Below are 23533 nucleotides of genomic sequence, written 5' to 3' on the forward strand. Positions count from 1 at the left end.
ACAAAGACCTGGACGCCCGCGGATAGCATCGCAGGATGTCTGCTGAGGTCCGCATCCCTGGCGAAGTCGCGGCCATTCTCGGCTACTACGTGTACGCACTGCGCGATCCGCGCGACGGACAGGTCTTCTATGTCGGCAAGGGCGTCGGCGACCGCCTCAACGCGCACGTCCGCGAAGCTGGAGCAGACCTGCAGTCCGAGCGAGCCAAGCTCCGCAGGATCAACGAGATCGAAGCAAGCGGGCGAACGGTCGACATGCTCTTCCTGCGCACGGGCATCGAGGACGAATCAACCGCGTTCATCGTCGAACAGGCGGTCATCGACGCCTTCCACGCGAATCACCATCCTCTGACGAATCTCGTGCGCGGGCACCACTCAGGCCGTCACGGCCTGGCGACGCTGCCTGCAGTCGTGGCACGGCACCGCGCCGCGGCCTGCCCTCCAATCGAGGGCGCCGTCATCATGCTCAAGATCCAGAGGGGTTGGCGTCCCGACATGAACGAGCAGGAGATCTACGAGGCGACGAGAGGTCACTGGAAGGTCGCCGGATGGGTACGTGAGCGCACCGAGTTCGCGTTGGGTGTCGCATACGGGATCGTCCGAGGCGTCTATCGCGTGGAGTCGTGGTTCCCATCGGAGATGCCGTGGGATCAGGGCAAGGACCGCTGGGGCTTCGTCGGGCATCCTGCACCCGAACTCGCCCACGTCGTCGGCACCCATGTGCGCGACGCGTTCCCCAACCAGGTGATGTACCGACGCTTCATGGACGGCTACGCGGGCTCATCAGACGCAGAGCCCAGTCCGGTCTGACGCCCGTCCGGCTCCACGCCGGAAGCTCTCAGCGCAGCCCGAGCTCGCCCGCGAGCGCCTCGAGGCCGGGCAGCGGGTCGTCCCGCTGCGGCAACAGCTGCACGCACACGTGGTCGGCGCCGGCGTCGAGGTGCCCCTGCACGGCTGCGGCCAGCTCGGCGGGCGTGCCGTGGGGCGCGAGCGCGTCGACCGCGGCATCGGTCGCTCCGTCGTCAAGCTCGGCGGCGGAGAAGCCGCGCGATTCGAGCGTGCGCCGGTAGTTCGACAGCGACAGGTAGCGGTCGAGGAACCCGCGCGCCGACTCCCGCGCGGCCGCGGCGTCGGTGCTGGGCACGAGGCGCTGCTCGGGCGCGATGAGCACATCTGGCCCGACGGTCTCGCGCGCGAACCGCGTGTGCTGCGGCGTCGTCATGTACGGATGCGTCCCGGCAGCCCGGTCGGCGGCCAGACGCAGGGTGCGTGGCCCGAGGGCCGCGATCACGCGCCGCGACACGGGCACACCTGCGGCATCGAGGTCGTCGAGGTAGTCGACCAGCGCGGCGAAGGGCTTGCGGTAGTCGTCGTTCCGCTCGCGGTGCCCGATGCCGATGCCGAGCAGGAAGCGGCCCGGGTGCGCCTGCTCCAGCCGGTGGTAGGAATCAGCGACCTCCGCAGCGGGCGCCGTCCAGATGTTCACGATTCCGGTGGCGATCGTCACGTGCTCGGTCGCCCCGAGCAGCTGCTCCGCGATCCCCAGGTCGGCGGTCGGCGATCCGCCGATCCAGATCGTGCCGTAGCCGAGCCGCTCGACAGCGGCGGCCATCCCAGGAGTGAGCATCGGTCCCCCGCGCCAGAAGCCGATGCGGCCGAGGTCGGGCGTGACAGCAGATGAGGTGGGCACAGGCGTCCAATCGTCGGGCGGAGCGAGCAACGGGGTTCTCTCAACGTATCGGCGGCCGGCCGCCACGCGACCGCCTGACACAATCGACGCATGCCCCGCACGCTCGAGCTCAACGATGGCAGCGCCATCCCCGCGCTGGGCTTCGGGCTCTACAAGGTGCCGCTCGAGGAGACCGAGCGGGTCGTGGCGGCCGGGCTCGACGCCCGCTACCGGCTCATCGACGGCGCCGAGTTCTACGGCAACGAGCGCGAGGTGGGCACCGCGGTCGCACGGGCGGCCGATCGCGGCATCGCCCGCGACGAGCTGACCCTCACGAGCAAGTTCTGGGGCGACCCTGACCAGAGCCCGGCGGCGGCCCGCAAATCCTTCGAAGCCACCGAGCGCAGCCTCGGCACCCACGTCGACGTCTACATGATCCACTGGCCGCGCCCGGCCCGCGGGCAGTTCGTCGACGTCTGGCGCGAGCTCATCGCGCTCCAGCAGGAGGGCCGCGTGCGCTCAATCGGCGTCAGCAACTTCACCCAAGCCCACATCCAAAGCCTCATCGACGAGACCGGCGTCGCACCGGCGATCAACCAGGTCGAGTCGCACCCGTGGCTGCCGCAGCACGACCTCCGCGCCTTCCACGACGCCAACGGCATCGTCACGCAGGCCTGGAGCCCGCTCGGCCGCGCGCGCATCCTCGACGACCCCACGATCAAGAAGATCGCCAACAACCACGGCGTCTCCCCCGCCCAGGCGATCATCCGCTGGCATCTGCAGCTCGAGGGCGCCCTCATTCCCAAGTCGACGCATCCGCAGCGCCTGAGGGAGAACCGCGACGTCGACGGCTTCGCGCTCAGCGATGACGAGATGGCTCGGATCGCGCGCCTCGAGACCGGCGAGCGCACCGGCACGCACCCCGACGAGCGGCAGTGATCCAGCGATGAGCACCGACCCCGGCCCCCAGCACGCCGAGACCCCCGTGCTCCCCCACGCGCACGCCGTCACGTGGGGCGTCGCCGCGCTGCCGCACCGCGGGCCCAAGCGCGAGCTGACGACCGAGCGCATCGTCGAGGCGGCGATCGCCATCGCCGACGAGCACGGCCTCGAGGCTGTCAGCATGGGCAAGGTGGCGGCGGCGGTGGGCGTCGCCCCGATGAGCCTCTACCGCTACGTCACCGGCAAGGACGACCTGCTGCTGCTCATGTACGACACGGCGAGCGAGATCACGGTGCCGGGCGCGGCCGAGACCTGGCGCAAGGGTCTGCGCGAGTGGGCGATGTTCGTGCGGGCCGCCTACGACGCGCACCCGTGGCTGGCCGACCTGCCGCCGAGTTCGACGCCGACGACGCCGAACCGGCTGGCGATCATCGAGGCGGGGCTGACGGCGCTCGAGGGCGTGCGGATGCCCGACGACGGCAAGGTGCCGACGTTGCTACTGCTGCTCGGCTACATCGCGCTCTACGCGAAGGCGTCGAGCAACGCGGCGGTCGACGACGCGGTGCGCAGGGCGCTGCCAGAGCTCGTCACCGACGAGCGGTTCCCGCTGCTGGCGCCGGCGGTGCGGGCGGGCGTGTTCGAGCCGGTCGACACCGACCGCGACACCGGCTTCGGCTTCGGCCTCAGCCGCCTCTTCGACGGCATCGAGCGCTGGCTCGAGCGCACTGACAACACGGCCGATAGCATCGACCGGCTGCCGACCGCCATCACCAGCGACAAGCAGGTGCGCGAGGCGGCGAAGCTCGTCGAGAAGGCACGCATTGATCTGCGCCAGGCGGAGTCGAAGGCAGCGGATGCGGTGGCCAAGGTCACAGACCGGCTGCGGGCCGCAGAGTCCAAGGCCGAGGCGGCCGCCGAGCGCGAGGCCGCGAAAGCGGCGCTCAAGGCCGCCAAGGCCGAGGCGAAAGCACGTAGGTAGTCAGTCACACTGCAAGTCGGGGCACTGTCACTGGCGGGGTCAGTTCCGTGGACGTGACGACCGGACGCCTACTCTCGCTTCGACGCATCCGTGATTCTGTCGGCGACGGCCCGCCACGATTCAGAGGAGAGCGCCAACGCATCAATGGGGAGCCCTGGCCTGGAACAATTTCACCTGCTCACCTCGCAGCGAGGGGAAGGTCCGCTCGCTACGGTGAGATGGGCATTTCTCCTCCCTCTCCCTGACGGCAGCCCAAGGATCTTGAGTACCCATGACTCTGACTGGCACACTGCCGCGACAAGCGGCCCAGAGCACGCCACGGTTCCTACCGGTTCCCGAGCGACGCTACTTTGCGATCGTTGAGTCGCTATCCCATGATGAACGGGTTGTTCGACTTGATCTTATTGACGCGACTGATGAGCGCTTTTCCGGAGCCGAGTTCAAGCGCACCTCCGGAATCTTTCGTCGGATGTGGCAGCAAGCATTCGAATCGCAGCCCTCCGTCTCTCAAATTTCTACGGAGTTGAGCACTTTTAAGGGCGGTCTTCTTGAAACTGACGTTTCTGACCTTCCCACGTGGAGCTCAGTCTGGCCCGAGGCGTCAAACTGGGCGGAGGTAGTCTTCGGCAGCTCATTCGAGATCAGGGAAGTACGCCCCGTACCTATCGGCGACTCCAGGCGCCTAGACAGAATCTTCGGCATGGCTGCGTGGCCCAGCGCCACAGCGGATCGAGTCGCGACCGTACTCGGGGCGACGCCGCGCCTAGCAGCCTTCGCGACATTCGACGTGGGACAAGGTGCTGCAAGCGCGCTCGTTGACGCACAAGGTTTTGCTTTCATCTACAGCGATGTCGGCGCCGCGTTCGGAGGGAACGCCAGAACACGACCCACCAACCTCAAGTACTGCGTTTGCGAACAGCCGGTCGTCGTTCTTTCGCACTGGCATCAAGACCACTGGGCGGGGGTGGATTTCGAACCAAGGCTGTTGCGGTCGCAATGGATCGCTCCGCGACAAGCCATCGGTAAGACTCAGAGCCAGTTCGGAGCTGCAATACTCGAGGCTGGCGGTGACATTCTTATCGTCAAGCGTTCAAGCAAACCAAGAGTGTCAATTGGACAGCGGACCCAGGAGATCCTCATCGATTACTGTCGCGGGAACTCAATCAACGACAGCGGGATCGTGTTGACCGTACGAAGGCTTGCGGACAAACTGCTTTGGATCTTCCCGGGCGACGCGGATTACTCCATGTTCTGCCCTCAACCAGGACGCCTAGTTGGACTCGTCGCTACTCACCACGGTGCTAAGCCAAGACAACCCGGAGCTGTACCGTCGCCCGGCGCGAACGCTTACCATCGGCTGGTCTATTCGTTCGGCGTTGGAAATATTTACGGTCACCCACATCCGGTGGCGCTCAACGCACATCTCGGGGCAAGTTGGTCGTCGGCGAAAGTGCGGCAGACATCGGGGCGACCCGGGACACCGGCACGCGGCCCGGTTGCTGTCGGTTGGACACAACCCCCTCGTCAGTTGTTCCACCTCCCGCACTGCCTTGAAGTTCCAATCGTCTCGTAACCCGCTGACGCCCGAGTCACCGCAAAGGTTGGGCTGTGCTTCAGAAAGTTTGCGCCCACGCTGGAAGCATGACCCGCAGACTCCTCTCGATGGCCGGCATCGTCATCGCCGGCACCGTCCTCCTCGCCGGCTGCTCTGCAGCGGGCAGCTCCGTCTCCCCTGCCGCTGAACCCGGCTTCGAGTCCGCGCCCGATTGGCCCGGCGTCGAGATGCCGCAGGAAGAGAGCGGCGGCGACATGGGCACCTCCGGCGACGGCTCCGACTCAAGCGCCGGCGGCGGCCAGCCCGAGATCGCCACCGACGAGGATCGCGCGGTGATCGTCACCGGCACCGTCGCGATGCGCGCCGGCGACCCGCTGCAGATCGCCAACGCGGTCTCCGACGCCGCCCAGGCTCGCGGCGGCACGATCGACCGCCGCGCCGAGGGCGCCTCCACTGACTTCGAGCCCGCCTGGGCGACGCTCACGGTGCGCGTACCGGCCGCCGAGGTCGACGGCATGCTCGACGCCCTGCGCGGCCTGGCCGAGGTCACGGCGCTCGACCTGGGCGAAGAGGTCGTCACCAACCAGGTGCGCGATCTCGAGGTGCGGGTGAACGCCTCACGGGCATCCGTCGAGCGCCTCACCGAGCTGCTGACGACTGCGGCCGACACCGAGACGCTGCTCGAGGTCGAGGCGCAGCTGACGCAGCGCACCAGCGAGCTCGAGAGCCTGCTCTCGCAGCAGCGCTCGCTCGAGGAGCTGGTGGCGATGTCGACGCTCGAGGTGCAGATCCGCTCGACGACCGTCGAAGGCCCGACCGGCACGCCCAGCTTCTTCGACGGCCTGGTCGACGGCTGGAACGGCTTCCTCGCCTGGGGCGCCACCTTCCTGTTCGGCCTCGGCCAGGCGATGCCGACGCTCGTCATCCTCGCCATCGCCGGCCTGATCGTCTGGCTCATCGTCCGACGCATCATGAAGCGGATGCCGGCACGCACCACCCCGGTCGAGGGCGCGAAGGTCGTCAACCCGGTGGGCGCGAAGGAACCGGCGCCGGTCGAGTAGCAGCTGCGCAGCGACGGCGAGTGCGTTCAGGCGACCTGGACGCGCTCGTCGCCCACCACATACTCGATCGAGAGCCCGCCGCCCACTACTTCCAGGTATCGGCGAATCGTATCCACCGTGGCGTTGTCGAGACCGCCATGCTCGTGAAGCCCAGGCACGTGTGCAGGTTGCCGCGGTCGCCGAAGCGGGTGCGCAGCTTCTTGGCGAACGAGACGGGTTGCCGAACGCCCTAGCGGTCGAAGCGCGGGTAGCGACCGAGATAGAGGCAGAAATCGAGTAGCAGCAGCATGAGCGTGACGACGATGAGGGCGGGCGGCCCGACGAAGTCGCCCGAAGTGTCGCCGCGTGCGAAGAGCATGAAGAGGAAGTGCGCGATGAACACGTTGACGACGGTGTTCGCGACGGCTGTCATCGCCAGCCAGACGACGAACGGCACACCTGGTCTGTATCGCGATGGGAATGGTCTCATTCGCTGATGAGATCCCTCGCGTTCGGCAGCATGCGTAGCCACGCGATGCCGACAACGACAAGCGCGACGACGGAGCGTGCTGGCACCACGAACACCGTGAGCGTCCAGCTGGCGGGGCCGGCTTGGAGGACCCCGTCATCCATCTCACGTTCGGCGGGTCTGTGCTTTTCCGTTGCCGTCGCAGCTCGAAATTCCGACTAGTACTTCACGCTGCACAGTGTCGAGCAGCGCCGGCAGTTCGCGCATGTATTGGAACCTCGTCACCCGGTCGCTGTCCGGCAGCTTCGCTATTGGGCCAGCGCCTTCGAAGGCCAGCACACGCATTCCCGCGCGATAGGCCGCGAGCACGCCGAAGTGGCTGTCATCGATCGCGATACACCTGGCAGGGTCGGCGCCTAGCAGAGCCGCCGCGTGCAGATACACGTCGGGCGCGGGCTTGCCCTCGGCGACGTCCTCCGCACTGGCGATTGCTGAATCGAACATGTCGATCAAGCCGACCGTCTCGAGGCTGAGCCGGATGCGATCGTGCCCAGAATTCGACGCGACCGCGATGGGTAGACGGACGGATCGAAGTGCTGCTTCAACACCGGGGATGGCTGTGACATCACGCCGTAGCGCCTCTGCCATCTCATTGCTGGAGCGCGTATCCCAATCCGGCGGCAGCGGACGCCCGAGATCTGCCTCTACCGTCTCGCGGAAGAACTGACTCGAGCAGCCGACGAAGCGTTGCCGCATCTCTGCGGGGTCGTAGTGCAGACCGAGCTCGGCGAGGAGCCGATGCGAGACCTCCATGGCCAGCTCTTCGCTGTCGACGAGCACCCCGTCGCAGTCGAAGACGATCGCCTCATATAGGGGATGCCCTCCTCTAGACGCAGGCGTCACCGAGGGGTTCGGTGCCGCAACGCGCTTCACGTGCTCCACCGGAGTGCTGTCTTCAGGATCATGCGGGCGGTTGCCGGAATCAGCCGTCGATCGACGAATTCATTTGCAGCATGTGCGGATTGGAGATTGCCCGGGCCGCACACGAGCGCCGGCACACCGCGCGCCTCATAGAACGACGCGTCCGACTGTGCGCCGTTCGGACGCGGCGCATCCATGGCCGGCGCCCCTAAGCCCGCCACTACCTCATTCCGCGCGGCCATCACCACGCGACTGAAATCGCCCTGCGGGTCAGTGTAGGCGGGTGGCCAGGTATCGATCCAGTCGAACTCGATCGGATGCGCGGCAAGCCAAGGATCGAGTGCTGCGGCCGCGTTGATGTGCCCTTCGACCTCTGCCCGGATGGCCTCCGAGGTATCGCCAGGAGGAAAGGACAGCAAATAATCGAAGCGTGCGCGGTCAGGGAAATACGGAGCTGCCGGAAATCCGACATCCGCATGCAGCACACCCGGGTGAATAATGAACGCCCCCGGCGCGAACTGTGGGTGGCGCTTCGTGAAGGCCCACTGCTCTTCGAGCTGACGCATCGCCGAATAGATGTAGAAGGCCTTGTCGATCGCGTTCACGCCCACTGCATCGCCCCCGCCTCCGGCTCTGATGGCCAGATTGCGCGACGCCCAATGTGTCGACCTTCCGCGCACCGTCATCGAGAAGAGGTAGTTGCCCGCGGCGGTGTTTGCAACTTGGAGCGCGCCATCGTCGTACGAAGTGGGCTCGGGAATCAACACGGCATCCGGGACGAATCCAGCTTCGAGCACCGCGGTCGTGCCCAACTCATGACTCATGGTCTCTTCGCCGATCACGGAATGCAGGTGGAGATCGCCCGCGAGTTGGATGCCGACATCAGAGAGAGCGCGGAAGGCGAGCCATGTCGCAGCATGAGCGGCTTTCATATCCGTCGTGCCTAGCCCATAGATTCGGTTCTCCGTTCGTACGGCCGTCCATGGGTCGGTGCGCCAACCATCTTGTGAAGCCACCGTGTCGATATGACCGTTGACCGCGAGCGAACGCCCTCCCCCGGAGCCTGGCAGCACCGCAACGAGATTGTCGCGTCCGCGATCGCCTGTCACGGTGTGATTCTCGGCGCCCGCGCGCGACATCCACTCGGCCAGGAGCGCGTTCGCGGCAGACTCGCCACCCAGGTGCTCTTCCGCACTGACTCCTGGCTGCAGAGGATTGACGCTCGAGATCGCGACGAGGTCGACCAGGAGCGTCTCAGCCGATTCGGCGTGCTCGGCGACTGCGAGATCCAGACGAGCGAGCAGATCAGCATCCGGCTCAGCAAGCGACGTGTCGGTCATGCGGCTCCGCTCAGTCCCGTAATGGCCTTGACAAGGGTGTCCGGGGTGAATTCGCTCGTTGGTGCTTCGACCGACACCTTGCCGAGGCGCAGCACGACGATGCGATCGGTCACCTCCAACACGTGAGGCAGGGTGTGCGAGATGAAGATGACGGCGAGGCCTCGTTCGCGAGCCGCCTTGACAACATGCAAGACCTCTGCAGATTGGCGGGCACCAAGGTGGTTGGTCGGTTCATCGAGGATGATGACCTTGTTTGCCCAGCTGACCGCACGCCCGATCGCGACTGCTTGCCGCTGACCACCGGAGAGCTTTGAGATCGAGCGTGTCGATGACGGCACCGCAATGCCGACGTTCTGCAACTCTTGGCTCGCCACCTCATCCATGCGCTTGTTGGCCAGGAACCCAAGTTTTCCCCAGAACCCGGGCACCAGTTGTTCGCGACCTAGGAACATATTGGCGCTGACGGAGAGATCGGGCGCGAGCGAAGAATCCTGGTACAAGGTCTCTATACCGGCTTCCAGTGCCTGCTGGGGCGAGTGCCATTCGACTCTCTCCCCGTCGAGGTAGAGTTCGCCGGAATTGGGGCGGTGGGCCCCCGAGAGCGCTTTCACGAGGGTCGACTTTCCCGCGCCGTTGTCGCCGACAAGGCCGACGACCTCACCCGCCGCGACGGAGAAGTCGACGTCGTCCAGCGCGATCACGTTGCCGTAGCGCTTGCTGATCCCGCGTGCTTCGTACACAGGCTGCTGTGCGGTCATTGCTTTCTCCCTAGCTTCCTGCGTTCGAGCGGCCGATACCTTGCACTGCGACGGCGACGGCGATGAGAGCACCGACGACGATCTGCTGCGCATTCGGCTCGACGCCGATCAGAATGAGCCCGCTGAGGACGCTTGCCGTGATGAGCGCGCCCAGAGCCGCGCCGGTGACACGGCCAAGACCACCCATGAGGCTGACACCACCGATGACTGCGGCAGCGATCGCCTGCAGCTCTCCACCACGCCCTGAGGCGGGAGAACCCGATCCGAGTCGGAAGTAGACGAACAGGCCGGCGATCGAGGCGAGCACGCCCCCGAGCACGTACACCTTCATGAGGTGTCGCTTCACGTTGATGCCCGCGACGCGCGCGGCGAAGACGTTCGAGCCGATGGCGTATGTGTGGCGGCCAAAGCGCGTCTTCGATAGCACGACCGCTGCCACGACAAGAATCACGAGCGCCACAAGCAGCGGTGCAGTGAAGACATCGAGGTATCGAGTGTTGCCGATCTGCACGACTTCAGCGGGGGCACCCGCGATCTGGACCCCACCGGTGACAACAAGCGTCGTGCCCATGCAGGCTCCCATCGTGGCGAGCGTCGCGATGAAGGGCGCGAGATTCACGCGTGTCACCAGCAAGCCGTTGATCACACCGACCAGCACGCCGACCAGCAGCGCCGTGCCGATGCCAGCCGCGATGCTCAGCCCCGGATCGATGCCGTTCGCGGTGGTTGCGCGAACGGTCAGTGCCGCGGAAACCCCCGAGAGCCCGAGGACGGCGCCAACCGAGAGGTCGATTCCACCCGTGATGATCACGAACGTCTGCCCGATCGCCATCAGCATCACAGGAGCGAAGTCCTGCATGATGTTGCCGAAGCTGGCAGTGGAGAAGTAGCGCGGATTCAGGATCGAGAAGACGGTCACCATGATCGCGAAGACCACGATCAGCAGCGTCTCCTGCCGTGTCGCGAGCTCTACCCATCGGCCACCCCGCTTCGCCCGGAGCGGGCTGGATTCGACTGCGGGCGTATCTCTCGTCGCCGTGCTCACCGGGTTCACTCCGCGTACTCGTACTCGCGAGTCTCCGCGAGGTTGTCGAGATTCATGACCACATTGGGGATGACTACCTCTGACTCGATTGCGTCTGCGCCCTCGCCAGTGACAGCCGCCAGTGCATACTGCAGTGCAAGGCGTGCTTCCTGCGCCGGGTCCTGTGCAATGAGGCCGGAGATCGATCCTGCTTCGAGTTCAGCGACCTGCGCCGCATACGCGTCATAGCAGATGAGCGAGACTTCCCCCACCATGTCGGCGTTGTTGAGTGCCGCGATCGCGCCAGTGCATGACGTGCCGTCGACAGCGAAGACGCCGGCGAGATCAGGATATTCAAGCAACGTTGTGTTCAAGATGGTCGTTGCTTCAGACGGCTGACTGTAGGCGTACTGCACCGGCAGCATCTCGAGTCCCGGATGGTCGCTCGCGAGCGTCGCTTCGAAGCCTTCGACACGCTGCGTGCCCGTCGTGTTCGTCGGCGATGCCGAGATGACGAGCACGGTGCCCTCACCACCAATCTGGTCGCTCAGCTCTTCAGCTGCGCGCGAGCCACCATCGACGTTGTCGCCGGTAATGTGCGCGACGAGCTCAGACCTGTCAGTCACCGAGGTATCGACGGTTACCACGGGGATCCCCATACCGGTGGCTCGTGCGACGCTGGGCTGCAGCGCGTCAGCATCCGTCGGAACGAGTACCAGTGCATCGATATCGTCGGCCAACGCCGCGTCGACGAACGGGAGCTGAGCCTGCGGAGAATATGCATCCGATGCACCTTGCCAGATGAGCTCTATGCCGAGTTCGGCGGCTTCAGCCGTGGCCGCGATCTCCATAGCTCGGAAGAATGGATCAGAGGAGATGCCCGGGATGAATGCGACGCGGATGGGATCGTCCGCTTCGCCCTGGCCGCCATCCGTTTCCGTCATCGTCCCGCTGCTCGCGCAGCCGCCGAGCGCCAGTCCCGCGACAGCGGTGATGCCGACTGCGATGACCTGCTTCTGAAACTTCTTCTTGCGCATGGTTCTACGTCCTTCGGTGTTGGTCTCTTGCATCAGGCAGACTGCCTCGGCTACTTCTCGGCGTACTGGTACTGGCGCGTCTCAGAGAGGTTCTCGGCTGTCATGACCACGTTCGGGATGATGACCTGGGCTTCGATGTCGTCGTCTCGTCCTTCGATAGCCGCGAGCGCGAACTCAATGGCGATGCGTGCCTCTTCGGCAGGGTCCTGTGCAATAAGCGCGCTGTAGAGGCCCTCTTCGAGCTCGGCAACCTGGTTCGAGTAGGCGTCGTACCCGATGAGCGCGACGTCGCCAATGGCATCCGCGTTTCGCAATGCCGCGACCGCACCAACGCCGCTGTTGCCCTCGACCGCGAACACGCCAGCCAGATCCGGGTAGTTCAACAGCGCCGCGTTGATCTTGGTGGTCGCTTCGGTCGGCTGACTGTACGCGTATTCAATGCCGACGATCTCGATATCGGGGTGGTTCGCCTCGATCTCATTGACAAAGCCTTCGACACGCTGCGTGTCGGTCGTGATCGTGGGCGCACCTGACATGACGAAGACCTGCCCGTCGCCACCGACGAGCTCTGCCATTGCGATCGCTGCCTGTCGGCCACCGTCTTCGTTGTCGCCGGTGACATGCGAGACAAGTTCAGACTGATCCGTGACCGTCGTGTCGACCGTGATGACAGGGACGCCCTGGGCTGTTGCGCGCTGCACGGATGCCTGCAGTGCGTCCCCATCGGTAGGGGCGATGATCAACGCGTCGATGTCGTCCGCGAGCGCGCTCTCGACGAACGGCAACTGCGCCTGCGGTGAATAGTCGCTCGAGCTGCCTTGATAGACCAACTCGAACCCGAGTTCCTCAGCTTGTTCTTGCGCCGCGATCTCCATTGCAACGAAGAACGGGTCAGAGGAAATCCCGGGGATGAACGCGATCCTGGGCGTGTCCGCGGCAGCGCCCTGCGCATCCACGGGATCGCGGTCGGCGCCTGTTCCCGCGGCGCAGCCGGCAGTGAGTGCAACCGTCGCTACTGCGAGGAGGGCTGAAACTTTTCTACGCGTCATTGTCAAGCTCCTTTGCTTCGCCCGATCCCCCAGTGGGCTCGAATGTTGTCAGACACTACACCATTGATGCCCTACATCAACGCGCAATAGTCAGACCTGCCTGTCTCGATGGCCCCAGCTGCGGCCTGCGCTCGGGCATGCCAGAGCCCGCTCGACGGCGAAGCCCTCGAACGGCGCGAGTGATGGATCAGCGGTGCCGGAGCACGCTGAAGGAGATCTCAGCCCCGCGGTGATAGTCCGACGCCAGCAAGACGTGGTCGCCAGTGCGGGTCATGCCAACCTCAGAGACGAGCAACCACGGACCCAGGCCCGCAAGGCTGTAGCGCGCCTGCCAGGCCTCGGGCAGCTCGACTGCCGAAATTGTCGCCACGGAAGCATTGACATGGTGACCGTGGCCAGCGAGCGCGAGGGTGAGCGAGCCACTCCAGTCGCGATGCTCGATGGGACCGGGCATCGCTGCACGCGGCAAGGTGTTCTCGCTGACCACAAGCGGCTCGTTGTTGCCGTAGCGGATCCGGAGCAGACGGATGACCTCTGCGCCCTCGGCAAGCCCGAGTGCGTCAGCTTCCCGAGCATCCGCTGCGGCGACGCGCACATCGAGGACCGCACTCGTGACGGTATAGCCGCGGGCGGTCAGCACCTCCGTGATGCTCTCGTACTTCGTCATCGGGCGCTCGAGTCGCATGGACCCAGACGCCGACACGAACCGACCCTGCCCCTGCTTGGCATGCACGACGCCTTCCTGCTCGAGCAGTCGAAGAGCCTCTCTGACGGTAGAGCGGGACACACCGAAGACTTCTGCCAGTTCCGTCTCGGCGGTCAACCGATCTCCTGGCTTCAACCCCAGGTCGGCGATGAGCGCGAGGATCTGGTCGTAGACGCGGAGCACCATGCTTCCTCGGCTGGCCTGAGCCGCCGGTGTGGTCCTAGACAGGGTGACTCCTTGTTCGAACTGCATCGCAGCCTCCAGCGTGTCGCTCGACCGTACCAAGCACCGAGCGCCAACCGGCGCTGTGTGCCGTGCGCGCATCCGCCTGGCGCTGAAGTCGGACGCTGATCACCAGCATATTCGCACTTGCCAGACGTCCTGTTACAGTTGTCCGACATGATGCTCGACGAGCACGCCGATGAAGGATGGAATGCGACATGCTGAACTTTGACGAAGAGCGGTACCTCGGTATCCAGAGCGGGGCGGTGCAGCACGCCGCCGGAATCCGCAGCGCGCTGGAATCTGAACTTGCGAATGGGATCGAGAACATCTTCTTCGCCGGCGCGGGCGGCGTGAACTTCTTGATGCAGCCTGCGGCACGGCTGCTGCAGACCCGCTCGACCTTCCCGACCTTTGTCGAGATGGCAGCGGAGCTCGTCAACTCGGGCAGCCAGCACCTCGGCCCCAAGTCGCTGGTCGTCTTTCCGACCGTCTCTGGCACCACCAAGGAAGCGCTTGCCGCACTCGAGTTCGTGCGCGGCAAGGGCGCTCGCGTGCTCACGCTGACCGCAAAGGCTGACACGCCGCTCGCTGAGCTGGCAGACATCAACTTCACCAACTTCTGCGCTGACGACACCTCGAGCGAGAACTTCTACCTGCAGTCGCTCCTCGTCGCGCTCGCGATCATGGACGTCCGGGGTGAGATCGACGACTTCGACCGCATCGTCGCCGAGCTGCAGACGGTGCCGGCACAGCTCGTCGAGGTCAAGCGCGCCTTCGAACCACGCGCCGAGGCGTTTGCCGTCGAGATCAAGGATGAGCAGCACCACATCGTGACCGGTGCTGGCAACACCTGGTACGAGGCCTGGTACTACGCCATGTGCATCTTGGAAGAGATGCAGTGGATCTGGACTCGCCCGGTGCACGCATCCGACTTCTTCCACGGCACGCTCGAACTGCTGGAAGAGGACACGAGCGTGTGGCTCATCAAGGGTGAGGACGAGCAGCGCCCGCTGGCAGACCGTGTGGAGCGCTTCGCGACCACAGTCACCAAGAAGTTGCGCGTGTTCGACACGAAGGACTTCGAGCTCGGGTCGATCTCCGACGACGTACGCGCATTGATTGCGCCGGCCGTCATCGCGGCAGCGTTCGAGCGACTGAGCATGCACCTGCAGGTCGTGCGTGACCACCCGCTCACCACGCGCCGCTACTACAAGAAGGGCAATTTCTAGCCTCAGCATGCGCGAAGGGCAGGGCCGTCACCGGCCCTGCCCTTCGCGCCGAGACCAACCAAGGCGTGCCAGAGTGAGAGCGCCAGTGACCCCCTGCAGGTAGCGACCTGCGCAATACGACGGAGTTCGATGATGACCTCGCAACCGCTCGACGTCGCCGTGGTGGGCGATAACACCCTCGATAGATACCTCGACGAGCCCGAAATCGGCGACCTGATCGGCGGCAATGCGCTGAACGTAGCCGTCCAGCTGGCGATGATGGGTCTGCGGGTTGGCTACTTCGGCGCCGTCGGTGACGATGAGAACGCTAGTGCTGTCGCCAATGCGGCCGCAGCGCGGGGCGTAGTGCTCGACGGTCTTGTCACGATGCCCGGCAGCACCGCGCTGACGACGATCAGCCGGACGGAACAGGGCGACCGAAGATTCGAAACCGAGGAATTCGGGGTCACTGCGGAGTACTATCCGACAAGCGACGCGCTCGAGATGATCGGGGCGAGTCGCTGGGTTCACGTTGGCATGTTGCCGCGCTCGCGCGCGTTCGGTGCTTCGATCGCAGCCATGTCGCCGGTGCCAGTGAGCCAGGACTGCAGCGTCAGCCCGGAGTCGCACCGCCTCGCGGTCGCCTTCGCGTCGGCTGGCGAAGACGCGGTGGTCGCCGAGGCCATGGTGCTCGAGATGCTTGAGAACGGCGCTCGTACAGCCGTGGCGACGCTGGGCCCAGAAGGAGCACTCGCCGGCCGAGGTGCGCAGCGGTGGCGGGCGATGCCCATGCCTGTGAGCGTGGTCGACACGACGGGCGCGGGCGACGCATTCATGGCAGGATTCATCGCGGCCACTCTCGACGGAGAGAACGTCGAGGGTGCTTTGGCTGCCGGCGTTGCACGAGGGTCGTATGCATGCCAGCACGTGGGCGGTTGGCCCCAGCGGCCAGCAGAGATCGCCTCATTTGGATAGGAGCACGATGTTCGCGTTGGTGCCAGCCCAGCAACCATATGCATGGGGGTCCACCCGTGCGATCCAGGAGTACGCCGGCGTGGGCGTTCCAGGCCATCCGTTGGCCGAGATCTGGTTCGGCTCGCACCCAGCGGGCTCATCGACGCTAGCCGACGGGCGCACGCTCGCGGCACTCATCGCTGAAGACCCGACCCGCGCGCTCGGCGCTGCTGTTGCCGAGCGCTTCGACAGCGAGCTTCCCTACCTCGTCAAGCTGCTCGCACCCGGGAGGGCGGTCTCGCTGCAGGTGCATCCGAGCGCCGCCCGCGCAGCACAAGGCTTCGCGGCCGACGCCGCCGCGCCCGCGTCAGACCGCCGCTTCGTCGACGGCAACCACAAGCCCGAGATGATCTTCGCGCTCACGCAATTCGAGGGCCTCGTTGGCCTGCGGTCGGCCGAAGACATCGCGCGCACTCTGGCTCCCTTCGGACTCGCACGAACGCAGGCGGCACTCGAAGCACTCGATCCGGGCGATGAGCCCGCACTGCGGAAGGCTGTCGAGATCCTCGCCACGGCTCCTGCTGAGAGCGTCGCAGAAGCTGTCGCCGCCGCGACTCGATTGGCAGCTGACGGCTCAGAGTCGGCAGGGACGCTGCTCGAGCTCGAGCAGCAGTATCCGGGCGACGCGGGTGCCCTGGTCAGCTTGATGCTGGAGCGCGTGCGGCTCGCGCCGGGTGAGTCCGTGATGGTGCACTCGGGTGTACCCCACGCATATCTCTCTGGGTTGGCACTCGAGGTGATGGCGAACTCAGACAACGTCTTCCGACTCGGTCTCACACCAAAGCGCGTCGACGTCGGCGAGTCGATCGCAAACCTGATCACGAGGCCCGCATATCTCAGCAGGCCGCACTCCGCGTCGGCGAGCGCCGGTGTGGAGGAGTTCCGCGTCGATCTGCACGAGGGCGAGGGCGGGGACAAAGGCTCGCAGGTGCCAGCGTTCGGACCCAAGATCCTGATCGCGCTCGCCGATCAATGCGAACTTGTGTCGGGTGACGAGCGGCTTGAGCTGCACCGCGGTGCCGGTGCATTCATCCTCGACGGCGAAACGCCGATCGTGCACGGCAGCGGCTCCTTCGCGGTGATCTCCGTCCCCACGAGCTGAGACACTCCGGGCCAGCCGCACTCCCCCGCAGATCGCCTGCGCTGCCCCGTCATGCCGCCGCGACCTGCGCACTGCTGCCACACCGTTGCAATTCCGTTATGCGAAGCGCATGGCGGCAGTGATATCGTTATCAAATCGCGTGAGCCCATTGGAGTGCTGCGCGTCCGAAGACCGTAAGGACATTGGCCATGAAGAAGAAGCATCTGCTGGTAGGCACCGCACTCGTCGCTACGGCCGGCCTGCTGCTGACCGGCTGCAGCACGTCGGGCGGCGACAGCCCCGAGGCCAGCAACGGCGAGGCGGCGAGCGGCGAAACCCGCACGATCCGAATCTCAACCGTCAACCCGCCAACGAGCATCGACGGACAGATCCTCGAGGAAGTCGCCGCAACGATTCAAGAGCGATCGAACGGTGAGCTGGTGATGGAGGTCTTCCCCGCGGGGCAGATCGGCACGACCAGCGACACCGCCGAGCAGGTCGCAAACGGCGAAGATCTCATCGCCTACATGGACGCTTCGGCGATCGGACAGATGGGTGCTACAGACTTCAACCTATTGGGTGGCCCCTTCTTGTTCGACAGCACAGAAGAGGTCAACAACTTCCTCGGCTCCGAGCTCTTCCAGGAGATGAGTGACCAGGCCGCTGCCGAGCAGGGCATCCGGATTCTCTCGCTCGGCTGGACTGACGGGCCGCGGCACATCTTCGCCAACCAGCCGGTTCCCCACCCTGACGACCTCGCAGGCATCAAGCTGCGCACACCTCCGATCGACACGTGGATCACCACATTCGACCTCCTCGGCGCGGTGCCCACAGAGGTCGCGAACACCGAGACCTACAGCGCTCTCGAGCAGGGTGTCGTCGATGCCGCAGAGGGGCCGATCAACGGCACCTACGTGCAGCGCTGGCAGGAGGTCGCGACACATGTCACGCTCACCGGTCACTTCCAGACGCTCATCGGCTTCGGCATCAGCGAAGCCCTGTGGCAGTCGCTGACCGAGGAGCAGCAGCAGATCATCTCTGAGGAGTTCATCGCCGGCGGCGAGCGAGCGCAGGAGCAGTACGCCGCCGAGATCGAGTCGACGATGGCGCTGATGGAGGAAGAGTCTGGCGTGGAGTTCCACGAAGCTGACTCGGACGCCTACCGCGAGCGCACCGCTCCGTTCTACGAGGGCAACGAAGAGCTCTACGAGCAGGTTCGCGAGGCCGCGCAGGGCTGACGCCCACCCATCCACACCCACAGCGCGGTGCGTGCCCGGCACAATGTCGGGCACGCACCGCGCGCTCATGAAGGAGCATCATGACTTCGGCAGCACCCCGGTACGACCACTTCATCGACGGCTCGCTCGTCGCTGGAACTGCCTATACCGAGAACCGGAACCCCTCAGACACCGGCGATCTGATCGGTCTGTACGCCAAGGGCGGCGTCGCTGAGGCAGATGCCGCGATCGAGGCGGCTGCCCGCGCATTCCCCGGCTGGGCAGCGACGCCGATCGCCGAGCGCTCGGCAGTGCTGCAGCGCATCAGCGCCGGCATCACCGCTCGCGAGGGCGAACTGGCCGACATGCTTGCGCGCGAAGAGGGCAAGACGCTTGCCGAGTCGATCGGCGAGGTTCGGCGCGCGGCCGCGACGTTCGCCTACTACGCCGGTGAAGTATTGAGCGCGCGCGGATCCGTCTACGCAAGTCTGGCGACACCCGCGACGATCGAGACGGTGCACCGTCCCGTCGGCGTCGTCGGCATCATCACTCCCTGGAACTTTCCGATTGCGATCCCGGCATGGAAGTCGGCGCCGGCGCTCGCGTACGGCAACACGGTCGTCCTGAAGCCGGCGGAGCTCACGCCCGGCACAAGCTGGTTGATGGCTGAGATCATCCACGCCAGCGGATGCCCTGACGGCGTGTTCAACTTCGTCATGGGTGCCGGGCGCGAGATTGGCGTCAGGCTGTGCGAGTCGCCTGACGTGCAGGCCATCACGTTCACCGGATCCTCGGCGGTCGGGCGCACGGTCGCAGCGGCGGCCGTTGCACACGGCATGAAGAAGGTGCAGCTCGAGCTCGGCGGCAAGAACCCGCTGATCGTCATGGACGACGCCGACCTCGAGATCGCGGTCGACGCGGCCATGGATGGCGCGTTCGGCAGCACCGGCCAGCGGTGCACCGCATCCAGCCGGTTGATCGTGCACGACGCCGTGCACGATCGGTTCATCGAAGCCTTGGTGCAGCGGATGCGCGGCCTTACCGTTGGCGACGCCCGCGCAGCGGGCACGACCATGGGCCCGGTCGTGAGCGAGTCGCAGCTCGAGCAGGATCTGAAGTACATCGAGATCGCTCGCTCCGAGGGTGGTCAGCTTGCGTTCGGTGGCGAGCGCGTCGAAGCAGAGACGCCCGGGTACTACCTCCAGCCGACGCTGTTCACGCACACCGAGAACGACTGGCGCATCAATCAAGAAGAGGTCTTCGGGCCTGTCGCCACCGTCATCCGCGTGCACGACTACGCAGAGGCCCTCCGTCTGGCCGATGCTGTCGAGTACGGCCTCTCCGCAAGCATCATCACGAGCTCGCTCGCACGGGCTCGTGACTTCTCTGCACGATGCCGTGCAGGCATCCTGGCTGTCAACCGCTCCGCCGCGGGAACGGATCTCCACGTGCCGTTCGGCGGCAACAAGGCTTCGAGCTACGGCAGCCGTGAGCAGGGCACCGCGGCGCGTGAGTTCTTCACCACCACGTCGACGGTCTACACGTACGCAGGCGAGGTATGAGCACCGCAGCTGCAGCTCGCATCGTGCTGCAGGAGAGCATCCATGCAGATGGCGAGCGGCTCTTGCGAGACAGCGGCGTCGACGTCGTCGTGCTGGATGGCCCCGGAGATGCGCGCATGGCGGCAGCCTTGCGCGACGCCGACGCGCTGATCGTTCGATCGACGCGCGTCGATGCCGCGCTGCTGGATCTGGCGCCTCGATTGCGAGTCGTCGGACGGCACGGTGCGGGTCTCGACAACATCGACCTCGAAGCGTCGCGCGACCGCGGCATTGTCGTCGTCAACACTCCCCATTCGAACACCGAGTCAGTGGCCGAGTATGTGGTGGCCGCAGCGTTCAGCCTCTTCCGTCGCTTCGACGAGGGGCGCGAGTCGCTCGCTGGCGGTGCGCTGCAGCAGCCCAGCTCACTGCCCGGCCAGGTGCAGCGCGCCGGGCTGCTCGGGCGCGAGTTGCAGGGTTCGACGCTCGGATTGGTTGGCGCCGGCGCCATCGGTCGCGCGGTCGCGCGCCGCGTTCAGGCGCTGGGTGTCGCGGTGATCGCCTACGATCCGTTCGCTGACGCTGCCGTGCTCGCGGATGCGCAGATCACCGCGCTGGAATCGCTCGACGACGTGATCTCGCGCTCCGACATCCTGAGCCTCCACCTGCCTGGCGGCGATGCCACTCGCGGCATCATCGATGCCAGGCGCATCAGCCTGCTGCCCGACGGCGCGGTGCTGATCAACGCCGCCCGAGGCGGACTCGTTGACCATGACGCACTGATCGCCGCGGTGCGCTCTGGCAGCCTCATGGGGGCCGCGGTCGACGTGTACGAGCAGGAGCCGCCCGCCGCTGACGACGCGATCCTGCACGAGCCACGTATCATCGCGACGCCCCACCTGGCAGCTATGACGGACGAAGCCGTCCAGCGCATGGCGGTGGACGTGGCACGCAGCGTGCTCGACGCTCTCTGAGTCGTCCGCGCGCCAAACTGCAAGATGCGGTGCGCTACTGATCGCGGGCCGATCGGTAGCGCACCGCTCTCAGTCAGCGACTGTCGACCGCTGCGAGCCCAGCCTCGGTGATGCGTGTTGTCGGCGAGATGCTCCGGACGTCTGTCTGCACCTCGATGAGCGCTGGGCCTCCTGAGTCAAGTGCCGCCTCGATCGCGCTCGTGAATCCTTCGAGATCGGTGACGGTGCTACCGACGATTCCGTGCGCCCGTGCGAGCGCCGCGAAGTCCGGGTTGACGAGGCCCGTGCCGCTCACGCGACCGGGGAACTCCCGCTCCTGGTGCATCCGAATCGTTCCGTAGGCCTCGTTGTTCACGACGATCGAGATCACCGGCAGTTGGCGCGCAGCGACGGTCGCGAGTTCCATGCTGCTCATCGTGAAGCATCCGTCGCCCCCGAACACGAAGGTGGGCTTACCCGCATCGAGCGTTGCAGCGGCGATGCCTGCCGGCAGCCCGTAGCTCATGGCGCCGTTCGCGGGCGCGAGCTGCGTGCCATAGGTGCGGTAGCGGTAGTACCGATGCAGCCACACCGCGTAGTTCCCAGCACCGTTCGCGACGACGGAGCCGGCTGGCGCCCGATCGGCGAGCCAGGCGATCGCGGTGCCGAGCAGGTCATCAAGGGCTGGCGTGCGACGACGCAGATAGTCCTCGTGTGCCGCCGCCGTGCGTTCCCGCCAGCGCTCAGAGTCGACCACCAGGCCGTCGAGGCTGCGCAGCGCTTCGCCCGACTTCGCCATCACTGCGACGTCCGCATGCACGTATCGATCGAGATCGACTTCTGCATGCGCGATGTGGACGACCCTACGACCCTCTGCGGGCTCCAGCAGCTGGTAGCCACGGGTGTCGACATCGCCGAAGTGGCCGCCGATCCCGATGACGAGATCCGACTCCTCCACCAACGAGACGAGTTCGGGCTCGACCGACAGGCTCAGGTGGCCAGCATACGAGGCGGAGTCGTTGTCGATGAGGTCTTGACAGCGCCAGGCAGCGACGACGGGCAGTGCGTTGCTCTCTGCGAAACGAGCGATCGCAGCATGCTGCTCATGACCCCAACCGCCGCGACCGAGCACGATGAGCGGCCGCTGAGCGGATTGGAGCTCGTCAGCAAGTTGCTCAGCGAAACCGTCGATGCGCTCGCGCTCGACCTGTGCGACAGGGCGGGCTCGCTGTGCCTCCACCTCGTCGTACAGCATGTTCTCGGGCAGCTCGATGACGACCGGGCCAGGTCGGCCGGTCGTTGCGATGCGCACGGCACGCGCAATCGTCTCGGGGATGCGCTCTGCGTGGTCGATGGTCACGACCCACTTCGCCATCGACGAGAAGACCTGGTGCGAGTCGAACTCCTGGAAGGCGCCGCGCCCGCGATCCTTGGCATCGATCTGGCCGATGAGGAGCAGCAGCGGAGTCGCATCCTGGTCGGCAGTGTGCACTGCGATGGATGCGTGCATCGCTCCTGGCCCGCGTGTGACGAAGCACACCCCGGGCATCCCGGTGAGTTTGCCGTGCGCCTCGGCCATGTGCCCGGCAGGCGATTCGTGTCGGCACACGGTGAGGTCACTGCCCGGGTAGTCGGGCATGGCGTCGAGGGCGGGGAGGAAACTCTCGCCCGGCACGCAGGTGTAGTGGGTCAGACCCTGCTCGTGCAGGCTCTGGATCAGCAGGTGGCCAGCTCGCATCGTCATCACGCTGCCTTCACGAGCAGCGTCGCGACGTGCGCGCACGCGCCCCGGTACAGCTCGAGGGTTGCTTCCGGGGTGAAGAAGGCGACGTGCGGCGTCAGCACCGTATTCGGCGACTGCCGTTGCGGCGAATCCGCAGGCAACGGCTCGGGATCGAAGACGTCAGCCGCGTAGCGCAGCTCCCCCGCCTCGGCGCGGCGACGCACAGCGGCCTCATCGACGACACCCCCGCGCGCCGTGTTCACCAGGATCGTTCCCGGGGCCATCGAGTCAATGCGCTCAGCCGAGATCAGCGCCTCGGTGTCTCGGTTGAGCGCGAGGTGCAATGACACGACGTCGGCACGCCGACACAGCTCATCGAGCGGCAGCAGAGGAATGCCGTCATGGATGCTCGCGCCGCGTTCCGCGCTGCGGTTCCAACCGACGACCTCCATGCCGATTCCGGTTGCAAGTTGCGCAAACCGGCTGCCAATGCCACCCAGACCGACGACGCCGACGGTCTTGCCGCGCAGCAGCGTGCCGGCGCGCTGTCCCCATTGACCGTTGCGCACCTGGGCATCGTGCTCGGGGATCCGACGGGCCATCGACAGCAGCAGCGCAAGCGCGTGCTCAGCGACGGAGTCGTCGCCGTAGCCCGACACCGTGCGCACTTCAATGCCGAGTCGGTCAGCGAGTGCCAGGTTGATGTGATCGGCAGCACCGGTGCCCAGGAATACGATCGCCCGCACAGCGGGGAAGCGCTCAAGCGCGGCATCCGGCACGCTCCAGCCCAGCATCACGAGCTCGGCGTCGCCGACCCGCGAGACCCACTCATCGGCATCCGCAGGGGCGCCATAGTGCACCTCGACGTCGTCCAGAGGGATGCCGTGCTCTTGCAACGCGCGCTCGAGTTCTCCACGCTCGTCTTGGCTCCCGTCTGGGTGCACGATCTTCACTGGAGCTCCACGCATCTTCACGCCTCTCGCCTCTGCTGCGACTCGGACGCCGCGGCATTTCGCGGCGGCCCTCCGTTCAATGGTAACGTTATCAATATTCAGCCTGGCGTGCTCAGCGCCGCCGACGCGA

The 23533-nt window shown here is 65.8% G+C and carries 22 protein-coding genes; 10 read left to right on the forward strand and 12 right to left on the reverse strand.

Going from position 1 to position 23533, the window contains the following annotated elements:
* The first annotated feature begins 35 nt into the window (after nt 1-35).
* Nucleotides 36-809 carry an LEM-3-like GIY-YIG domain-containing protein gene (locus BM288_RS01955; protein ID WP_092915340.1) on the forward strand — a complete coding sequence of 258 codons (774 nt, stop codon included), beginning with the start codon at nt 36-38 and terminating at the stop codon, nt 807-809.
* A gap of 28 nt (nt 810-837) precedes the next feature.
* On the opposite strand, the gene BM288_RS01960 is transcribed toward BM288_RS01955, so the two are convergent.
* Nucleotides 838-1689: an LLM class F420-dependent oxidoreductase gene (locus BM288_RS01960; RefSeq protein WP_092915342.1), complete on the reverse strand. Its 852-nt coding sequence runs from the start codon at nt 1687-1689 to the stop codon at nt 838-840.
* A 90-nt stretch (nt 1690-1779) separates the two neighbouring features.
* On the opposite strand from BM288_RS01960, the gene BM288_RS01965 reads away from it, so the two are divergent.
* The 3 genes from BM288_RS01965 to BM288_RS01975 all read left to right on the forward strand — a co-directional run bounded on the left by BM288_RS01965 (nt 1780) and on the right by BM288_RS01975 (nt 6205).
* Nucleotides 1780-2607 carry an aldo/keto reductase gene (locus BM288_RS01965; protein ID WP_092915344.1) on the forward strand — a complete coding sequence of 276 codons (828 nt, stop codon included), beginning with the start codon at nt 1780-1782 and terminating at the stop codon, nt 2605-2607.
* A 7-nt stretch (nt 2608-2614) separates the two neighbouring features.
* On the forward strand, nt 2615-3589 hold the full coding sequence (locus BM288_RS01970; protein ID WP_177220207.1) for a TetR/AcrR family transcriptional regulator: 975 nt from the start codon (nt 2615-2617) through the stop codon (nt 3587-3589).
* Between the two features lie 1641 nt (nt 3590-5230).
* The gene (locus BM288_RS01975) at nt 5231-6205 is read left to right on the forward strand and encodes a DUF4349 domain-containing protein (protein ID WP_092915348.1); all 975 of its coding nucleotides are present in this window, start codon (nt 5231-5233) and stop codon (nt 6203-6205) included.
* Nucleotides 6206-6231: 26 nt separating this feature from the next.
* On the opposite strand, the gene BM288_RS01980 is transcribed toward BM288_RS01975, so the two are convergent.
* The 9 genes from BM288_RS01980 to BM288_RS02020 all read right to left on the reverse strand — a co-directional run bounded on the left by BM288_RS01980 (nt 6232) and on the right by BM288_RS02020 (nt 13674).
* Nucleotides 6232-6363: a hypothetical protein gene (locus BM288_RS01980; RefSeq protein ID WP_318255279.1), complete on the reverse strand. Its 132-nt coding sequence runs from the start codon at nt 6361-6363 to the stop codon at nt 6232-6234.
* Nucleotides 6364-6434: 71 nt separating this feature from the next.
* The gene (locus BM288_RS01985) at nt 6435-6641 is read right to left on the reverse strand and encodes a hypothetical protein (protein ID WP_092915350.1); all 207 of its coding nucleotides are present in this window, start codon (nt 6639-6641) and stop codon (nt 6435-6437) included.
* Nucleotides 6642-6818: 177 nt separating this feature from the next.
* Nucleotides 6819-7595, reverse strand: coding sequence for an HAD family hydrolase (locus BM288_RS01990; protein ID WP_177220208.1), 777 nt, complete (start codon nt 7593-7595; stop codon nt 6819-6821).
* Complete coding sequence (locus tag BM288_RS01995) at nt 7583-8914, reverse strand: M20 family metallopeptidase (protein WP_092915354.1); 1332 nt, start codon at nt 8912-8914, stop codon at nt 7583-7585. The genes BM288_RS01990 and BM288_RS01995 overlap by 13 nt, the downstream gene beginning before the upstream one ends.
* Complete coding sequence (locus tag BM288_RS02000; protein ID WP_092915356.1) at nt 8911-9672, reverse strand: ATP-binding cassette domain-containing protein; 762 nt, start codon at nt 9670-9672, stop codon at nt 8911-8913. Before BM288_RS02000 ends, BM288_RS01995 begins: the two co-directional genes overlap by 4 nt.
* A gap of 10 nt (nt 9673-9682) precedes the next feature.
* The gene (locus BM288_RS02005) at nt 9683-10609 is read right to left on the reverse strand and encodes an ABC transporter permease (RefSeq protein WP_092915358.1); all 927 of its coding nucleotides are present in this window, start codon (nt 10607-10609) and stop codon (nt 9683-9685) included.
* A 113-nt stretch (nt 10610-10722) separates the two neighbouring features.
* Complete coding sequence (locus tag BM288_RS02010; RefSeq protein WP_177220209.1) at nt 10723-11733, reverse strand: ABC transporter substrate-binding protein; 1011 nt, start codon at nt 11731-11733, stop codon at nt 10723-10725.
* A gap of 50 nt (nt 11734-11783) precedes the next feature.
* On the reverse strand, nt 11784-12689 hold the full coding sequence (locus BM288_RS02015; RefSeq protein ID WP_177220210.1) for an ABC transporter substrate-binding protein: 906 nt from the start codon (nt 12687-12689) through the stop codon (nt 11784-11786).
* 280 nt (nt 12690-12969) lie between these two features.
* Nucleotides 12970-13674, reverse strand: coding sequence for a GntR family transcriptional regulator (locus tag BM288_RS02020; protein WP_092915364.1), 705 nt, complete (start codon nt 13672-13674; stop codon nt 12970-12972).
* A 254-nt stretch (nt 13675-13928) separates the two neighbouring features.
* Here BM288_RS02020 and BM288_RS02025 point away from each other — a divergent pair, with 254 nt between their 5' ends.
* The 6 genes from BM288_RS02025 to BM288_RS02050 all read left to right on the forward strand — a co-directional run bounded on the left by BM288_RS02025 (nt 13929) and on the right by BM288_RS02050 (nt 20748).
* Entirely contained in the window at nt 13929-14942 is a 1014-nt protein-coding gene (locus BM288_RS02025; RefSeq protein WP_092915366.1) for an SIS domain-containing protein, read from the forward strand.
* Nucleotides 14943-15074: 132 nt separating this feature from the next.
* Nucleotides 15075-15896, forward strand: coding sequence for a PfkB family carbohydrate kinase (locus BM288_RS02030; RefSeq protein WP_177220211.1), 822 nt, complete (start codon nt 15075-15077; stop codon nt 15894-15896).
* Complete coding sequence (manA, locus tag BM288_RS02035; protein ID WP_092915370.1) at nt 15835-17037, forward strand: mannose-6-phosphate isomerase, class I; 1203 nt, start codon at nt 15835-15837, stop codon at nt 17035-17037. Before BM288_RS02030 ends, manA begins: the two co-directional genes overlap by 62 nt.
* Before the next feature lie 188 nt (nt 17038-17225).
* A complete protein-coding gene (gene dctP, locus BM288_RS02040; protein ID WP_092915372.1) occupies nt 17226-18254 on the forward strand; it encodes a TRAP transporter substrate-binding protein DctP in 1029 nt (342 codons plus the stop codon).
* A gap of 80 nt (nt 18255-18334) precedes the next feature.
* Nucleotides 18335-19795: an aldehyde dehydrogenase family protein gene (locus BM288_RS02045; RefSeq protein WP_092915374.1), complete on the forward strand. Its 1461-nt coding sequence runs from the start codon at nt 18335-18337 to the stop codon at nt 19793-19795.
* A gap of 23 nt (nt 19796-19818) precedes the next feature.
* A complete protein-coding gene (locus tag BM288_RS02050) occupies nt 19819-20748 on the forward strand; it encodes a hydroxyacid dehydrogenase (RefSeq protein ID WP_318255280.1) in 930 nt (309 codons plus the stop codon).
* A 73-nt stretch (nt 20749-20821) separates the two neighbouring features.
* Here BM288_RS02050 and BM288_RS02055 read toward each other — a convergent pair whose 3' ends face one another.
* Together BM288_RS02055 and BM288_RS02060 are read right to left on the reverse strand one after the other, a co-directional pair.
* Nucleotides 20822-22471, reverse strand: coding sequence for a thiamine pyrophosphate-dependent enzyme (locus tag BM288_RS02055; protein WP_092915378.1), 1650 nt, complete (start codon nt 22469-22471; stop codon nt 20822-20824).
* On the reverse strand, nt 22471-23403 hold the full coding sequence (locus BM288_RS02060) for an NAD(P)-dependent oxidoreductase (protein WP_177220212.1): 933 nt from the start codon (nt 23401-23403) through the stop codon (nt 22471-22473). The genes BM288_RS02055 and BM288_RS02060 overlap by 1 nt, the downstream gene beginning before the upstream one ends.
* Nucleotides 23404-23533 lie beyond the last annotated feature (130 nt).

This window comes from Agrococcus baldri (assembly GCA_900114805.1).
Classification (GTDB): Bacteria; Actinomycetota; Actinomycetes; order Actinomycetales; family Microbacteriaceae; genus Agrococcus; species Agrococcus baldri.

Excerpts from the sequence above, each read along its gene's own strand:
- BM288_RS02025 (WP_092915366.1), top strand. The coding sequence starts at position 13,929 with ATGCTGAACTTTGACGAAGAGCGGTACCTCGGTATCCAGAGCGGGGCG.
- BM288_RS01965 (WP_092915344.1), top strand. The coding sequence starts at position 1,780 with ATGCCCCGCACGCTCGAGCTCAACGATGGCAGCGCCATCCCCGCGCTG.
- BM288_RS01995 (WP_092915354.1), bottom strand. The coding sequence starts at position 8,914 with ATGACCGACACGTCGCTTGCTGAGCCGGATGCTGATCTGCTCGCTCGT.
- BM288_RS01970 (WP_177220207.1), top strand. The coding sequence starts at position 2,615 with ATGAGCACCGACCCCGGCCCCCAGCACGCCGAGACCCCCGTGCTCCCC.
- BM288_RS02030 (WP_177220211.1), top strand. The coding sequence starts at position 15,075 with ATGACCTCGCAACCGCTCGACGTCGCCGTGGTGGGCGATAACACCCTC.
- BM288_RS02010 (WP_177220209.1), bottom strand. The coding sequence starts at position 11,733 with ATGCGCAAGAAGAAGTTTCAGAAGCAGGTCATCGCAGTCGGCATCACC.
- BM288_RS02045 (WP_092915374.1), top strand. The coding sequence starts at position 18,335 with ATGACTTCGGCAGCACCCCGGTACGACCACTTCATCGACGGCTCGCTC.
- BM288_RS02000 (WP_092915356.1), bottom strand. The coding sequence starts at position 9,672 with ATGACCGCACAGCAGCCTGTGTACGAAGCACGCGGGATCAGCAAGCGC.
- BM288_RS02055 (WP_092915378.1), bottom strand. The coding sequence starts at position 22,471 with ATGACGATGCGAGCTGGCCACCTGCTGATCCAGAGCCTGCACGAGCAG.
- dctP (WP_092915372.1), top strand. The coding sequence starts at position 17,226 with ATGAAGAAGAAGCATCTGCTGGTAGGCACCGCACTCGTCGCTACGGCC.
- manA (WP_092915370.1), top strand. The coding sequence starts at position 15,835 with ATGCATGCCAGCACGTGGGCGGTTGGCCCCAGCGGCCAGCAGAGATCG.
- BM288_RS02020 (WP_092915364.1), bottom strand. The coding sequence starts at position 13,674 with ATGGTGCTCCGCGTCTACGACCAGATCCTCGCGCTCATCGCCGACCTG.
- BM288_RS01955 (WP_092915340.1), top strand. The coding sequence starts at position 36 with ATGTCTGCTGAGGTCCGCATCCCTGGCGAAGTCGCGGCCATTCTCGGC.
- BM288_RS01975 (WP_092915348.1), top strand. The coding sequence starts at position 5,231 with ATGACCCGCAGACTCCTCTCGATGGCCGGCATCGTCATCGCCGGCACC.